The organism is Nitrospira tepida (assembly GCF_947241125.1).
Taxonomy (GTDB): domain Bacteria; phylum Nitrospirota; class Nitrospiria; order Nitrospirales; family Nitrospiraceae; genus Nitrospira_G; species Nitrospira_G tepida.
Map to the genome: position 1 here is coordinate 3,729,602 of NZ_OX365700.1, position 14,727 is coordinate 3,744,328.

Consider the following 14,727-nt stretch of genomic DNA (forward strand, 5'->3'; position numbering starts at 1 on the left):
CGCACGAGTGAAACGATTGGCGAGTAGCGCAGCGGCATCCAAGCAGTTGCAAGAAGCGCACGACAATCGCATCGTTTCTCCTCCTCACCCTGTAGGCTTCAACACACAATCAGGCAGAAGTCGGCCGCCAGCCTCAGCCTTGGACCAGCCCGATCAGGCCGCAACCACCCTCTCCAGGCCACAGAGCAAAATTGTTATAATCTGCTGCCATGACTTGCCCGATCTGCAAGACCCCTGTCACCTGGCAGGACAATCCCGTGCGGCCCTTCTGCTCCGAGCGCTGTAAATTGATCGACCTGGGCCGCTGGGCTTCCGGACAATACCGGATTCCCGGCCAGAGCTTCGCGCTGACTCCGCCTGAATCCAGTTCCTCGGACCAGGAACCAGAGTGAACGGGCCAGCCGGCTGAACGGCCATTGGCAGCCCCCACGTCAGACCTTCACCTTGCGATCGCCGGTCCCCGCCACCCATTGTCCTGATTTCGGCAAGCGCAAGATGGCAGCCACCAACCGATCATGGGCCCGATCTCCGAAGAACCGTTTGGCCGCTGCCCGGACCTTAGCATCGGTCCCGACCAGATAGCGGAGGCGGGGACGAGCCGCGGTCAGCGCATGGACAACGGCCAAGGCCACTGCATTGGGCGAGAGGGCTCGGCGCTCCGCATCTGTGGCACGCCGGGCCAATCCCCGCATTAAGGGTTCGTAGAGCGCGACCAGTGCTGGATCGGCCGAGGCGCGGATCGATTCGGCCAAGCAAGCCGATTTGTTCCAAATCCGGGTGGCGATTGCGCCCGGCTCCACCAGGGAAACCGAGATCCCCCAAGCCCTCAATTCAAGCCGGAGCGCGTCGGTCATCGCCTCCAGCGCGAATTTTGAGGCTCCGTAGATTCCCAGAAACGGCACAGCCGCGACCCCGGCAATCGACGACATATTCACGATACGGCCCCGTCCCTTGCGCAACAGGGGAAGAAAGGCCTGAATCACCGCGATCTGCCCGACAACATTGACCTCGAACTGTCTTCGGACAAGATCGAGCGGCACCGTTTCGATCGGGCCTGGCACGGCGATCCCGGCGTTGTTGACCAACCCGGCCAGCCCGGCCTCCCCTACCGCCTCGGAAACCGTCCGGACCGCCGTTGCAATCGAGTCGAGATCCGTGACATCCAGCCGCAGCGGCGTCAGCCGCGATGAAGCCTTGGCCCGCAAGGCCGCTCGATCTCGCTCAGCCCTGACTCCGGCAAAGACGCGGAACCCCTGCCGATCAAGGTGCATCGCGCAGGCTTCCCCGATGCCACTGGAAGCTCCTGTGATCACGATTCCTGCCCGCCCGGTCGAGGCCGCTGCCCCCGTTCCCGTCTCCACACCCATAGCCGCCTCTCTTTTTGATGAAGGTTCGGACGGTACCACGACCGTGCCCGGAACAAAACAGTTTCTCAGCCGGGTGAATGGGCGAATCCTTTTCTCCGGAATAGGCTCTTAAAACAGACAGGGAGGTTCTCGCTGTCGGGTGATGGAATCAGTGGTCATCTGACAGAGACGAGAGCACGAGTGAGATTCCCTGAGTGACGGTGTTCATCCAGGAGAGGAGAAGGCAAACGTGGTGGGTCAAGAGAAGAAACCCAGGACATCGGGAACCCCGGGACCCTGCCACCGTTGCGGCGGGCTTATGGTCCCGGAACGGAGCCAAGACCGATACATGACTGAGTGGCGGTGCGTGAGTTGCGGAGATCGCATCGATCCGGTGATTTTGGCGCACCGTGCCCAACACCAACAGCAGACAGAAAAGGATACGGCTCGGGAACGCGCGGAGACGCTCTTCACGCCGTTCAGTCTGAATTAGATAGAGTATCTCTCCGGGTCACTCCAGCCAGCGGCCGCTGCCGGTTGGTGCTCCTATGCGCTCTCACCCTCCACCTGTTGAGCGCATAGCCCCGCCGGCCGCGCGGCGGCCCGTTTTGCGTTCCATCCCCGATTTGACTGCTGGCCCCTACGTAGCTTCATTCTCACCTAGGGATAGTCCGAGAGCCATTGAATCGACGGAAGCTGTAAGCTAATCTTTCCATCACCGACATCGCTCTCAGTATCATCCACAGTCGCAGCAGCGGCACGCTTCCGGCCCCGCCGCCTGCGCAATTGCAAGAGGAGCCGTGATTTCGTGAAGCTCCTTCTCGTTCATCCAGGTCCGTTGATGTACACCAAGATCTACCTCCGCCTGGAACCGTTGGGGCTGGAGCTTGTGGCAGATGCGGCCCGCCGCGCCGGGCACCAGGTCGCGTTGCTCGACCTCCAGGTGGAGCAGCCGGAGGCCTACCTGGCGCTGGCGGCGGAATGGCGGCCGGACGCGATCGGGTTCTCGTGCAACTATCTGGCGAACGTGCCGGAAATCGTGGACCTTGCCAAGGAGACCAAGGCGCGATGGCCGGACGTGTTTCTCTTTGTCGGCGGCCACAGCGCATCGTTCGTCGCGGAGGAACTGCTGGAACATGCGGAGGGGGCGATCGACTGCGTGGTCAAAGGCGAAGGGGAACCGGCGATCGTCGCGCTCCTTGACGCCCTGCAGGAGGACCGCGCCGCCATCGCCTCCGTCGCCGGCGTGGTCTCGCATCTGGGTCAGGGTCCCCCTCCGCAATTCCTGCATAGCCTGGACGAGTGCCGGCCGGCCCGGGATCTGCTCCGGCATCGCCGGCGGTATTTCATCGGGGTCCTCGATCCCTGCGCCTCCATCGAATTTTCACGGGGCTGTCCCTGGGACTGCTCGTTCTGTAGCGCATGGACCTTTTATGGAAGGAGCTACCGGCTGGTCTCTCCTGAGGTCGTCGTGGAGGATCTGGCACGTGTGCGGGAGCCAGGGGTCTTCATCGTGGACGACGTGGCCTTCATCCAGGCGAAACACGGGCTGGCGATCGGTGAGGCCATCGCCAGACGTGGCATCAAGAAACAGTACTATCTCGAGACGCGCGGCGACGTGCTGCTTCGCAACAAGGAGGTGTTCCAACTGTGGAAACGGCTGGGCCTCGAATACATGTTCATCGGCATCGAAGCGATCGATGAGGAAGGGCTGCGGCTGTATCGCAAGCGCATCTCGCAAAGCAAGAACTTCGAAGCCCTGGAGTATGCCCGATCCCTGGGGATCACCGTGGCCATCAACTTGATCGCCGACCCGGACTGGGACCGTCGCCAGTTTGAAGTGATCAGGCGGTGGTGCCTGGAGATTCCCGAGATCGTCAACGTGAGCGTCAATACCCCTTACCCCGGCACGGAAAGCTGGCGGACGGAGTCCCGCAGGATCGTCTCGCGGGATTATCGGCTGTACGATATTCAACATGCGGTGTTGCCCACGAAGCTGCCGTTGCCCGAATTCTACGAGGAATTGGTGAAGACCCAGCAAATTCTCAACCGCAAGCACCTGGGTTGGGCCGCGTTGAAATCCACGGCCTGGATCGCCGCTGGACACCTCCTGCGCGGACAGACCAACTTCGTCAAAATGCTCTGGAAATTCGACAGTGTCTATGACCCCAAGCTGCAACTGGCCGACCATGCGAGGCCGGTCCGCTATCAGATGGCTCCGCCGCCCGACCCATCGCCGCATGCGAATGGCGCGCTACTCTACATTCACCGCGCCAAAGGCCGCCAGAGCCGGGCGATTGACGACGACACCGAAGCGTTCGTCGATACCAGTCGCACCGGGACCGGTCTCTAACCTCCCCTCCGACGTTGTGCTGATGAGGCAGAACGGGATATCGTGAACCCGGAGGCCGCGCGTTCTTGTTCATTCATATGCGTCCTGCGCATAAGCGCTGCCGGAAGAGGATCCCGCTCCATGGCGTCCAACAGCTCCGTGCCTCCACACATCGTCATTGTCGGAGGCGGCTTCGGCGGCCTCGCAGCGGCGCAGGGTTTGGCCCATGCCCCGGTCGAGGTCCTGCTCATCGACCGGACCAACCACCATCTCTTCCAGCCCCTGCTCTATCAGGTCGCAACCGCCGCCTTGTCGCCTGGAGACATTGCCTGGCCCCTGCGGACCGCCGTGCGTGGACAACAGAACGTGCGGGTGGTGATGGACAAGGTCGAAGCGGTCGATCGTGCAACCCGCCGTGTCATCGTCACAAACGGTCCCGCCATTCCGTTCGACACGTTGATTTTGGCGCCGGGGTCCCGGCCCGCCTACTTCGGGCATGACGAATGGGCCGCCCACGCGCCAGGACTCAAAACGTTGTCCGATGCTTTGACGCTCCGTGAACGGCTGCTGCTGGCCTTCGAAAACGCCGACCGCCGCGCCAGATTCGCGGCGGCCCAGCCGCTTACCTTCGTGATCGTCGGCGGAGGGCCAACCGGTGTGGAGTTGGCCGGCGCCCTTGCCGAAATCGGGCGCAACGCGATGGTCCCGGACTTCCCCGCTCTCCGATGGGACGAGGTCCGCATTCTCCTGGTCGAAGGGGGAGAGCGGATTTTACCGGGATTCAGCCCGGCCCTTTCGAGTCAAGCCACGATCGCGCTCCAGCGAATGGGGGTCACGGTCCTGCTCAAAACACAGGTGCGGGAGGTGCGCGACTCCGGCGTCATGGTCGGTGATCGATTCATCGAACCGGCCTCTGTGATCTGGGCGGCCGGCAACCGGGCTTCCCCGCTCACACAAGGTCTCGGGTGCCCATTGGATTCGTCGGGACGGGTGCGGGTGCAAGCCGACCTGTCGATTCCCGGCGATCCCTGGATCTTCGTGATCGGCGACGCCGCCCATTGTACCGGCAAGGATGAGCGGCCGTTACCGGGTTTGGCCCCGGTCGCGATGCAACAGGGCCGTTACGTCGCAGAGGTGATCCGAAATCGGCAAGCACCGGGTCAACGGGCTCCGTTCGTCTATGCGGACCGAGGCCAGCTCGCCACCATCGGACGCGCCAAGGCCGTCGCTGAACTCGGCCCCCTGCGGTTCTCAGGCCTTCCCGCCTGGCTGCTCTGGTGCGTCGTGCATGTCTTCTTCCTCATCAGCCTGCGCAACCGCTTTCGCGTCATGTCCGAATGGATCTGGTATTACCTCACCTTTAAACCCGGCGCTCGGCTCATCTATGATGGGGGCGAGCGGCACAGCAGATCAGGAGGACAGCCATGACCCAACAGGGATCCCCGGGCGAGCGCCGCGCTCAAGCGCGCTTCGGCACCGCCGATCGGGCGGACCAGTTCTATAACAGCCAGATGCTGGCCTACCTGAACCCGCACATGCGGGAATTCATTGCCCGCCAGGAGATGGTCTACATCGCCACAGCCGGGACGGACGGGGCCTGTGATTGCTCACTGCGGTCCGGTCCGCCTGGTTTCGTGCAGGCGCTCGACGACAAGACCCTCGTCTATCCGGAATATCGAGGAAACGGCGTGTTCGCGAGCGTGGGCAACATCCTGGAGAATCCTCGGATCGGCCTGCTCTTTGTCGATTATTTCCAGAGTACGGTGGGCCTGCACGTGAACGGAACGGCCCGCGTCCTGTCCAACGACGACATCTTGAGTCTGCCTGATGGCCCCGCCTCACTGGCCGAGGCGACCAAGCAAAGGGGAGGCCGGCGACCGGAATGTTGGATCGCCGTCGAGGTCGAAGAAGCCTACATCCACTGCTCGAAACACGTCCCGCTGCTGGCCAAGCGGGACAAGCACCTGGCCTGGGGCACAGATGATGAGGCCGCAAAAGGCGGCGATTACTTCAAGGCCAAATCTGAGTCCCGCTGCTCCACGACGTGACCGCCGGATCTGGTCACGAATCGGGGTTCGCCCGGCCGGACATGGATTTCATATTCGGCTCAGCCTAATATACGAGGCCGTTCACGCTTCATCCTATTCTCACCTCAAGGAGGACGCGATGATTCGGATAGTCCTGCTCATCCTTGTATTCGCTGTCTCCATCGCCAGTCCTGCCGCGCTCGTCGCGGCAGACAAGCCGTCCAAGAAGGGTGCATCGGTCAAGGACGTCAAATCCATGCCCGAGCAGCAACAAATCGCGCTGGCCCTGAGCGCCGCGCCGGCTCACATCGCAAAAGACGCCGCCGTCATGGTCTACGGCGAAGACGGCAAGCTCAAGGAGGTGAAGGCCGGCACCAACGGCTTCACCTGCATTCCTACCGTGATGAACCTGCCGGAACCGGATCCGATGTGCATGGATGCCGCCGTGCACCAGTGGATGACCGATCTGATGAACAACGCGCCCAAGCCGTCGAACACGGTCCCCGGGATCGCCTATATGGCGCGAGGCGGATCACATTTCGAGAAAAGCGGGAAAATCGTGATGAATCGGGAAGACGGGACGAAGGTCGTGAAGGAACCGCCGCACTGGATGATCATGTGGCCATTTGACGCGGCGGCAACCAAGCTCCCGACCGCGCCCAACCCGTCGGGTGTCTATATCATGTTCGAGGGCACGCCCTACGCGCACCTGATGGTGTATCAGGACCCCAAGAAAATGAAATAGCCGGCGAGCGCCGTTCCCGGCCAACTGTCGGAACAAGACGCGGATCGCAGGCGGAGTTCAGCGAACCACTTCGTTGATGATCGCGGATCGGATGGCCTGGTATAACTGCTCGGCGGCGGACTCCTTGGTCAAGAAGCCGGTGGCGCCGGCGGCTCTCATGGCCTGTTCGGTTTCCCGATCGTTGCGGACGGACAGGCCGATGACCAACGGGCCGGGGGTGGCCTGCTTGATCACGCGCGTGGCGTCGATGCCGTCCATGCGGGGCATAGTCACATCCATGACAACCACGTCCGGCGACAGGCTGTGCGCCAATTCAATCGCTTCGATGCCGTTGCCGGCTTCGCCAGCGATGTGGATGTCCTCGTATCCTTCCAGAATGCTCCGCAACCCCTGCCGCACCATCGCATGGTCATCGACCAGCAGGACGCGAATCACCCCGCTCTTGCATGGACCGCGAGACAGGGGTCCCTGGTGGGGCTTCCCATGGGACGCCGAAGGAATGGCAGGTTCCGCGACCGGAACCCTCTGTTCTTGGGACGCTGCGGCGGCCGCCCGGTAGGGGATCACCAACGTCACGCATGTCCCCTGCTCAGGACCGGAATCGATCGCCAGCGTGCCGCCCATCACCGTCATCCGCTCCCGAATGCTGAAGAGCCCGAACCGCGGCGGCATCGTCTCGGCGGTCGCGCTTTCAGTGAAATCCCCGCCACGCCCCCGGTCGGTCACCGCAATGCGCAGTTCCCCCTCCAGCGACAGACGCAGCGATACGGTGGCTCGATCGACGCCGGCATGCTTGACGACGTTGAAGAGCAATTCTCGCACCGATTGATAGAGCAGCACGGCCTGATCCTCCGGCAGATCGAGGTCCTCGTGCCCTGCCTCCACCGCCACCGTCAGCCCGTGCTGGCGCATCTGGTCGGCCAGCCACCGGAGCGCCACCACTAACCCGAATTCGTGCAGCACCGGCGGGCTCAATTGCGCCACCAACGAACGGGTATAGGTCAGCGATTGCTCCAACAGGCCGTCGAGTTCCTTCAACCAGTCTTGTTGGGGAGTATTGTGCAGCCATCTTTGTCCCTGACTCAGTTTCAGCCGGCCCACGACGAGGAGTTGCGCCAGGTAATCGTGGAGTTCCGTGGCAATGCGCCGGCGCTCCTTCTGTTCCGTCAGCGTGACCTCGGCCGCCAGCGCCCGCAGCCGCTGCTGCGATCGCGTCAACTCCTCCGTCCGCTCCTTGACTCGAACCTCCAACTCTTCCGTCAGTTGCCGCAACTGCTCTTCAGCCCGTTTCCGCTCGGTGACGTCGCGCAAGATGACCGTGAACAGCCGTTCGCCCGCCACCTCGCTCTGGGAAATAGAGGCCTCGATCGGAAACTCCTCCCCGTCGCGCCGGTATGCTGTCAGGGAACCGAGCGCGCCTGTGTGCCGGCCGGCTTCGTCGCCGTGCCCGACCGTCAGGCCTTTTTCGATCCGGAACCGCGAGGAGATGAACCGATCGAGCGACGATCCCACGGCATCCTGCGCGGGACATTGGAACATCTCTTCGGCGGCGGGATTGAACAAGACGATGCGTTGGCGGGAATCGACGGCGATCACCGCGTCCATCGCGGAGTTGATGATCCCGTCGAGCCGGGCTCGGCCTTCGGCGATCTCCCGTTCGACCTGTTTTTGTGCCGTGAGATCCCGCGTCACCTTGGAGAACCCGCGCAGATGGCCTTGCTCGTCACGAATCGCCGTGATCACTCCGTTGGCCCAGAAGCGCGAACCGTCCTTTCGCACACGCCAGCCTTCCTCCTCCGACCGCCCCAAAGCCCTGGCCCGCTCCAGTTCCCCTTCCGGCTCACCCGCGGCGACATCCTCCGGCAGATAAAACCAGGACATGTGCTTGCCGATGACTTCTTCGGCCGTATAGCCCTTAATCCGCTCGGCGCCGCTGTTCCAGCTTGCGACCCGCCCCTCCGGATCGAGAATGAAAATGGCATAGTCCTGGACTCCGTCGATGAACGTGCGAAACCGCGCCTCGCTCTCGCGCAGGGCGTCCTCCGCCTGCTTCCGCTCCGTGACGTCGCTGACCACCGCCACCAATCCCCGGATTTCACCTGAAGGGGCCACGTCCGGCACGTACGCGCAATGCATGTAACGAGACCCGATGGCCCTGTAGGGAATGAGCGCGTCGAACTCGACCTTCTCCCCCGCAAGCGCTCGCTCCACGAAGGGATGGATACTTTCGTAGGCCTGCTGCCCCAACACGTCCGCGATCCGCTTCCCGATGATGTCCTCCGGCTCGAGCCCCAGACGGGCCGCATAGGCCCGATTGACGAACTGATAGCGTCGTTCGGTATCGCAGTGGGCGATGAAAATCGGGGCATGGTCGGTGATGAGGCGCAGATGGGCCTCCTTCTTTTGCAAGGCCTCTTCGGCCCGCAATCGTTCGCTGATGTCGATCGCCATGCCACCGATCAGGATGACCCGGCCTTCCCGATCCAAGATCGGGAACTTGCTGACGAGCGAATGATGCAGGCCGTCGTCATGCCGTAATGTCTCCACGATCTGGATGCCGGACGGAGACTGCATCGCCCTCTGGTCGTTGGCCCTGAACTGGGCGGCGGTGTCGGGCGAGAAGAGGTCGTCGTCGGTCTTGCCCACGAGGTCGGACCAACGGACCCCGAACGCCTGGATGGCCGCGTCGTTCGCATACACGTACCGACCTTCCAGGTCTTTGATCCAGGCCAGACCCGGCAGGTGCTCCATGAACCGTCCGAACCGCTGGTCGTTCCGATGCTCGGCCTCGGCGAGACGTCTGCGCAGTTCCTCGTTCTCTCGCATGAGCCTGTCAACGGGTTTCATCGCATACCCCTCGGCCGGTTGAGGGCGACCCGCGTGATGCGGCCGGCCGTGATTGTGTCATGGCCACCGGTTCTTTGCCAACCGCGAGAACTCGGCTAGGGATCGCGCTAGTTCTCACTCCATGAACCGCGGCGCTACCCTCGCACTATCTGACCCTTATCGTTTCGTTACGGTTGGGAGCCCTTCACGCCCGCCGCACCCGGCCGACGACAGAAGGAGAAAGGACGACCCATGCAGCCGACGGCCACCGTGCCCTCTCCGCTCCCCCTTGTGCTCCTCCTGTCCATCGCTTTCACGCTGTCGCCGGCAGGACCATCCGATGCCGCGAGCGACATCGTCAAGGCCTCGACGATCATCGGAACCCGCGTTCAGAGCCTGGAGAGGAAAGACATTGGCGAAGTCAAGGATTTGGCGATCGATGAACATACGGGGGAAATCCTCTATGCCGTGCTCTCCTTCGGCGGCGTCTTTGGAATCGGCGACAAGTATTTCGCCGTTCCGTGGGAAGCCTTGGACCAGACCGACGACGCAAAATATTTTCTCCTGAACGTCAAGAAGACCGATCTCAGCAAGGCGCCGGGATTCGACAAGGACAATTGGCCGGATTTCGCCGATCCGGAGAACTATCTCCAGATCTACGAATATTACGAACTCCCTCCTCCCGAACGCCACGGACAGCCGCGCGTCAGCCCGGAGAGGGGCGTACTGCTCCCGCAGCCTGAGTGATAGGGCTGCACGCTTCCTCCCGCCTGGTATCCGGCGCTCCGGCGTTCCTCACCAGTCCGCGCCGAGCCGATCGACGACGATCTGGTGGACGACGGCGTAGGGCCCCAGCGTCGCCAAATACAGGGCGGTTTCCGCAATATCGTAGGGGCTGATCCGCTCGCTGCGCAGGAGTTCGTCCGGCGTGGCATCCACCAGCTCGTCGGCCACCCCGCCTGGGCAAATGGCGCTCACCTTGATGCGATGGGGCCGTCCCTCATCGGCCAACGCCTTCGTCAGCGCCATGATCGCATGTTTGGATGCGCTGTAGGTCCCCGTGCCGCTCCAGGCCTGCACACCCGCCACGCTCGACATGTTGATGATCACCCCTCCGCCTTGCCGTTTCATCTGGTTGAACCCGGCCCGGCAGCAGAAGAAGGTCCCGCGCACGTTCGTGTTCATCACCTCGTCGAACGCCTCGGTTGCGGTTTCGGCCAGTCGGGTGCCTCCGAAGATGCCGGCATTGTTCACGAGAATATCGAGGCGGCCGAACTGCCGCACGGTGTCTTGGATCAGCGACTCGACCTGGCGTTCGTCCGCCACGTCCGTGGGAAGGACGATGGCCGTTCCCCCGTTCCGGCGGATCTGGTCCGCCGTGCGTTCGCACAAATCGGCCCGTCGGGCCGCCACCGCAACCTTGGCGCCCTCTTCGCCGAAGCGAAGCGCGATGGCCTTGCCGATGCCGCTGCTGCTCCCGGTGACAATAGCGACACGGTCATGCAAACGCGGCATGGTGTCCTCCCGCTCATCATGAGTGATGCCGGCCGGCACGTCCGGACGGGACACTCCTCGCAAAGAATTGCACACTGTATGCGCCGACGTGCGGAAACTCGATTGTCAGCGCGAGCGTGGTTGAGCGCCGGCCGATTCCCGCAGCAGGGCGAGATAGGCGAGCAGCGCTCGAATGTCGTCATCCGTGAGTCGAGTATCCGGGAACATCCCCGTCCCCTCGTGCCCTTCGCGAATGAGGCGGAACCGCGCGGCGTCGTCCCGGAGCTTCAGACTTGAGGGCCTGCGCAGATCGGACGGCTTCGGCGTGAGGCGCTGAATGATCGCCTCGGTGTCCTTCGAGAGGTTCGGGCGTCTGTCGACGAAGGCTTCGATACCGTGACAGTAGAAACAGATACCGGTGCTGTTGAAGATGGTCTGTCCCCGTTCAGCGAGACGCTGCTCCGGTTTCGGAGTGCGAGCCTCCGGGAATTCCCTCGAGACACCCGGGAACGGGCCTCGTATCACCTCGGCCCCGACCAGCGGCGCCAGGCTCACCGCTGCGATCACTGTCCACACCGCTCGACGTGTCAGCGAGTCCATGTCCTGACCCGATGGGGGAATCGGTCTCAACTTGGAGCAACAGCACACAGGGTACGGTCGTGGGGTCAACCTGTCAATCGGCCCGCCGGTTAATTCCCGAGCGGTGAGCGGGAATGGGACAATCCTTTCGATCGGACAGCTCGCGATCGAACGGACGAACGGCGTCAGGCGGAGGAACTGGCCGGCGGCGTCGCACCGGCCCTTCTCTTCCAGAGAGTCAGCACCGCCGGCTGACTGCGGGCTCTGAGCGGCTGTTGATGTATATGCCGCCCGAGACAGTGCAGACCGGCCTGTATGGCCCCTTGCCGGGCGACTTGCAACTCGTCGACACTGTAGTTCACCATCACGAAGGTGCCGTCGACCGCCAAACTCCTGGATGCCTGCTCGAAGAGTTTCGTGGGCTCGAACAACGTCAGGGGCAACCGCCAGGCCAGCAGTCGCTTTGGCGTCACGAAGGGATACCAGGCCAGGATGACATCAGCCGTGAAGCGAAGGGTGCGATAGTCCGCGACCACATAGTCCGCGTGGGGTAGATCCCTCACATAGCCACGGGCCAAATCAAGCCGGCTCCTCCAATGGTGGTACAGCCGATAGGCATCGATCTCGACCGCTACCAGTCGCTGCGGCTTGAAAAAGGCATGGAGCGAAGCCGCGTAGGAAAAGGTGGCGGAACCCAAGTCGTAGACCGTCTTTCCCTGCGGGACCGCCCAATTCAATGCCTCACGCGCGCGATCCAGCACATCCAGATACGCATAGTTCCGGACCGCCGTGTCTTTTTGGTAGCGATGCTCGAATCGAACGTGGTAGCGGGCGATCAGGCTAATCACGCGCCGGCGTTGGACGGGCGAGAGTTCAGGAAGGTTCTCCGCCGGTATTTCGCGGACCATCCCCCGCGACCAGCGGACGGTTCGGCTCAGCTCATACCGGACGCGATAGGTGAGCGAACGGACCCGATCGCCGACCGTGATGTTCAGACGGGCGGTCGCCGGCGCTTCCGATTCAGCCGTCGATTGGTTTGCGGCCCTCGCGTCCGCGAATGGATCAGACGCATCGGTGGATTCGGAATACATGGGGTGACGCCTGTCCGAGTTTCGCGCCGAGGAGGCGCCGCTTCCATTTCGACCGGCTGATTGTCTCGCGAGCGCGACGCCGTGGCAAGTTGACTCGCACTTTCTGCAAGGCCCGCCGATTCGATCTGCGATCCGCCGAACCGCGGCAGAAAGGTGCCGAGGAGACGGCTACTTGGCGGCAGGAGGAGTCAACGTCAAGGTCATGGTCGTTTGATGCCCGGCGGTGAGCGTGACTGTTCCTTCCTGATACCCCAGCACGGGATGCCAGGCGCCGATCGTGTGTGTCCCCGGCGGGATGTCCGTCAATTCGAAGCGTCCCTGTTCGTTCGTGACGGTGGCATAGGGGTTGGCGGTGATCAGCACCCACCCTTCCATAAATCGATGCTGGTCGCAACTTAACTGGAGGATGCTGCTCCGCTTGATGTGGAGCGGAAAGGCCTGTTCGGCTCCGGGATTCAACCCGCTTGAGAAAAACGACGGGATGCGGCTTTTGCCTACCATTTCCCACCCGCGAATCTGGTGCACGATCGTATCCTTCATCGACACGCCCAACAGTTGTCCGATGGTTCCCGTCACGACCCTCGGACCAAAGCGGCACTGCTCCACCGTGACCCGCGGCCCGTCCCTGGGAACCGGCTTGCCTTTCTCCACCTCCTGGAGGAACACGACCACGTCCGCCAATTCCTGCAACGCCGAGACCCGTACTTGCGGCGCCACAATGTTGCCGTCGGCATCGGCAATAGCACGGCAATACTCGGGATTCGCCCCCATCGTCACCCGGTATCGTTGGGGCGGCGGAACCGTGCCGCTGAACTTGACCACTCCGACGATCGAGGCTGGTTTCTCGACAGTCATTTCGTCATAGGCGCCGGCCGGCCCGCCAAGCAGACCTATCGCAAGCAGTGCCGCACAGATTCCAAGCTCCGCTGGTGGATTGCGCGTATGTCCGCCATCGAACCTTGCCACAGATCCCCGTCGCTCATGACACCACGATGCCATCCAACTGAGAAACATTGGTCTGTTTATCCTCTCTTCCATTTTTCCAGTAGCATGCAGACGGATAGGCCGGCGAGGCAGAAGTTCCGGTCCTCAGTCACTCGCCGTTCAGCGACGAGGCGGAGCGCTCTCACCATCCTCGACAGAATCTACTTGATCTGGCGGCTCTTCTCCCTATACTGTCGCCCGGTCCGAGAAGCATTCCTCATCACCCCATGCGCAAGACAACCATGAAGAGATTCCCGTGGTGGCCGACCTGCGGACTCCTCAAGCCGCTTCTCCTGTCGCGACCTTCACTTTGTGCTCAGTTGGGAGCGGCCGCCATTCTGCTCTGGGCCGACCTCGCGGCCGGCTTCACCCCGATGGTCGACGTGTCGTTGGATCGCGACGGGGCCAAAGGCTCGCTGGGTCCCGGAGAACGTGCTCAGTTAATTCTTTCGGTCGATACGCCCCCCCGCCCCCATGAGGACGACATCGTGGCTATCCTGGAAAGTCCCTTTCTCGCCACCCGACTCCTGCCGCTGACGTTCGACCAGGGCACGCGCACTTTGATCGGACATGTGGATGTCGAAGCCCCGGTGCTCGGCGCAGGGGGAACCCTTCCGAAGGCCATTCCTGTGCGAGTGATCGTGGCCTCCCGCCAGGGCACCAGACTGACCCCCTTGGCCCGCCGCCTGCTCTATGTCACGATGCAACCGCCGCAGCCAGATCTTCGCGGAAACCCCGTCGCCGGTTCTTTGCCGGCCGCTCCGTCCGAACCGCCTGTGCCAAGCGGCGAAGTCCAGCCGGCTGTCGCCCCACTGCCTTTTGCGGAGTCCGACGGCACGTTACAGGAGCAGTCCCTGCTTCCCGAATCCGCCTCTGTTCCCAATCCCGGCTATTGGAGCACGGTCAAAGCCCGTATCGTCCAGAGTGTCCGCGAGCATCTGCCGGCTCACCATCGAACAGGGTCCGCACAGGCCGTGACCGTACATTTTCGGCTCTATGCAAACGGGGACGCCCAGCTCATCCAAATCGAGCAGAGTTCCGGCGACGCGGCCGTTGATGACGCGGCCATGAGAGCGGTCGTGGAGGCACAACCCTTTCCCCCATTTCCTCCGGACATCACGGACCCGCACCTTGAAGTCCACATCGCGGTTCCGCCGGCCTCAAGCCGAGCACGTCGCCAGACTGACCGGCCCGGCGGCTCCGTCTCTATTTCTCCCGCAACTGCGTCGGGCCCAGACCGCACCCAGATCTCCGATTGAACACGACCCGTTTGGCTCGCAGGCTCCAGGAAACCCCTTTGGGT

At 62.7% G+C, this 14,727-nt stretch carries 14 protein-coding genes; 8 read left to right on the forward strand and 6 right to left on the reverse strand.

Going from position 1 to position 14,727, the window contains the following annotated elements; genetic code table 11:
- The first annotated feature begins 209 nt into the window (after nucleotides 1-209).
- Entirely contained in the window at nucleotides 210-392 is a 183-nt protein-coding gene (locus tag QWI75_RS17620; protein ID WP_289270228.1) for a DNA gyrase inhibitor YacG, read from the forward strand.
- A 39-nt stretch (nucleotides 393-431) separates the two neighbouring features.
- Here the strand turns inward: QWI75_RS17620 and QWI75_RS17625 are convergent, their stop codons facing one another.
- A complete protein-coding gene (locus QWI75_RS17625) occupies nucleotides 432-1,367 on the reverse strand; it encodes an SDR family oxidoreductase (protein WP_289270230.1) in 936 nt (311 codons plus the stop codon).
- 328 nt (nucleotides 1,368-1,695) lie between these two features.
- On the opposite strand from QWI75_RS17625, the gene QWI75_RS17630 reads away from it, so the two are divergent.
- From QWI75_RS17630 to QWI75_RS17650, 5 genes are all read left to right on the forward strand, one after another.
- Entirely contained in the window at nucleotides 1,696-1,839 is a 144-nt protein-coding gene (locus tag QWI75_RS17630; protein WP_289270232.1) for a hypothetical protein, read from the forward strand.
- A 315-nt stretch (nucleotides 1,840-2,154) separates the two neighbouring features.
- Nucleotides 2,155-3,699 (forward strand): hopanoid C-3 methylase HpnR, encoded by a 1,545-nt coding sequence (gene hpnR / locus QWI75_RS17635; protein WP_289270233.1) that lies wholly within the window; start codon nucleotides 2,155-2,157, stop codon nucleotides 3,697-3,699.
- A 120-nt stretch (nucleotides 3,700-3,819) separates the two neighbouring features.
- Nucleotides 3,820-5,106 carry an NAD(P)/FAD-dependent oxidoreductase gene (locus QWI75_RS17640; protein ID WP_289270235.1) on the forward strand — a complete coding sequence of 429 codons (1,287 nt, stop codon included), beginning with the start codon at nucleotides 3,820-3,822 and terminating at the stop codon, nucleotides 5,104-5,106.
- A complete protein-coding gene (locus tag QWI75_RS17645) occupies nucleotides 5,103-5,726 on the forward strand; it encodes a pyridoxamine 5'-phosphate oxidase family protein (RefSeq protein WP_289270237.1) in 624 nt (207 codons plus the stop codon). The genes QWI75_RS17640 and QWI75_RS17645 overlap by 4 nt, the downstream gene beginning before the upstream one ends.
- A gap of 118 nt (nucleotides 5,727-5,844) precedes the next feature.
- Nucleotides 5,845-6,450, forward strand: a complete 606-nt coding sequence (locus QWI75_RS17650) for a hypothetical protein (RefSeq protein WP_289270239.1) — start codon at nucleotides 5,845-5,847, stop codon at nucleotides 6,448-6,450.
- 57 nt (nucleotides 6,451-6,507) lie between these two features.
- Here the strand turns inward: QWI75_RS17650 and QWI75_RS17655 are convergent, their stop codons facing one another.
- Nucleotides 6,508-9,297 carry a PAS domain S-box protein gene (locus QWI75_RS17655; protein WP_289270241.1) on the reverse strand — a complete coding sequence of 930 codons (2,790 nt, stop codon included), beginning with the start codon at nucleotides 9,295-9,297 and terminating at the stop codon, nucleotides 6,508-6,510.
- Nucleotides 9,298-9,528: 231 nt separating this feature from the next.
- Here QWI75_RS17655 and QWI75_RS17660 point away from each other — a divergent pair, with 231 nt between their 5' ends.
- A complete protein-coding gene (locus QWI75_RS17660; protein WP_289270243.1) occupies nucleotides 9,529-10,023 on the forward strand; it encodes a PRC-barrel domain-containing protein in 495 nt (164 codons plus the stop codon).
- 48 nt (nucleotides 10,024-10,071) lie between these two features.
- Here the strand turns inward: QWI75_RS17660 and QWI75_RS17665 are convergent, their stop codons facing one another.
- From QWI75_RS17665 to QWI75_RS17680, 4 genes are all read right to left on the reverse strand, one after another.
- On the reverse strand, nucleotides 10,072-10,791 hold the full coding sequence (locus QWI75_RS17665) for an SDR family NAD(P)-dependent oxidoreductase (protein WP_289270245.1): 720 nt from the start codon (nucleotides 10,789-10,791) through the stop codon (nucleotides 10,072-10,074).
- 105 nt (nucleotides 10,792-10,896) lie between these two features.
- Nucleotides 10,897-11,370, reverse strand: coding sequence for a c-type cytochrome (locus QWI75_RS17670; RefSeq protein WP_289270247.1), 474 nt, complete (start codon nucleotides 11,368-11,370; stop codon nucleotides 10,897-10,899).
- A gap of 164 nt (nucleotides 11,371-11,534) precedes the next feature.
- On the reverse strand, nucleotides 11,535-12,440 hold the full coding sequence (locus tag QWI75_RS17675; protein ID WP_289270249.1) for a hypothetical protein: 906 nt from the start codon (nucleotides 12,438-12,440) through the stop codon (nucleotides 11,535-11,537).
- Nucleotides 12,441-12,608: 168 nt separating this feature from the next.
- Entirely contained in the window at nucleotides 12,609-13,406 is a 798-nt protein-coding gene (locus QWI75_RS17680) for a peptidase associated/transthyretin-like domain-containing protein (RefSeq protein WP_289270251.1), read from the reverse strand.
- Nucleotides 13,407-13,666: 260 nt separating this feature from the next.
- Between QWI75_RS17680 and QWI75_RS17685 the strand changes: the two genes are divergently transcribed.
- A complete protein-coding gene (locus tag QWI75_RS17685; protein ID WP_289270253.1) occupies nucleotides 13,667-14,683 on the forward strand; it encodes a TonB family protein in 1,017 nt (338 codons plus the stop codon).
- Nucleotides 14,684-14,727: the final 44 nt, after the last annotated feature.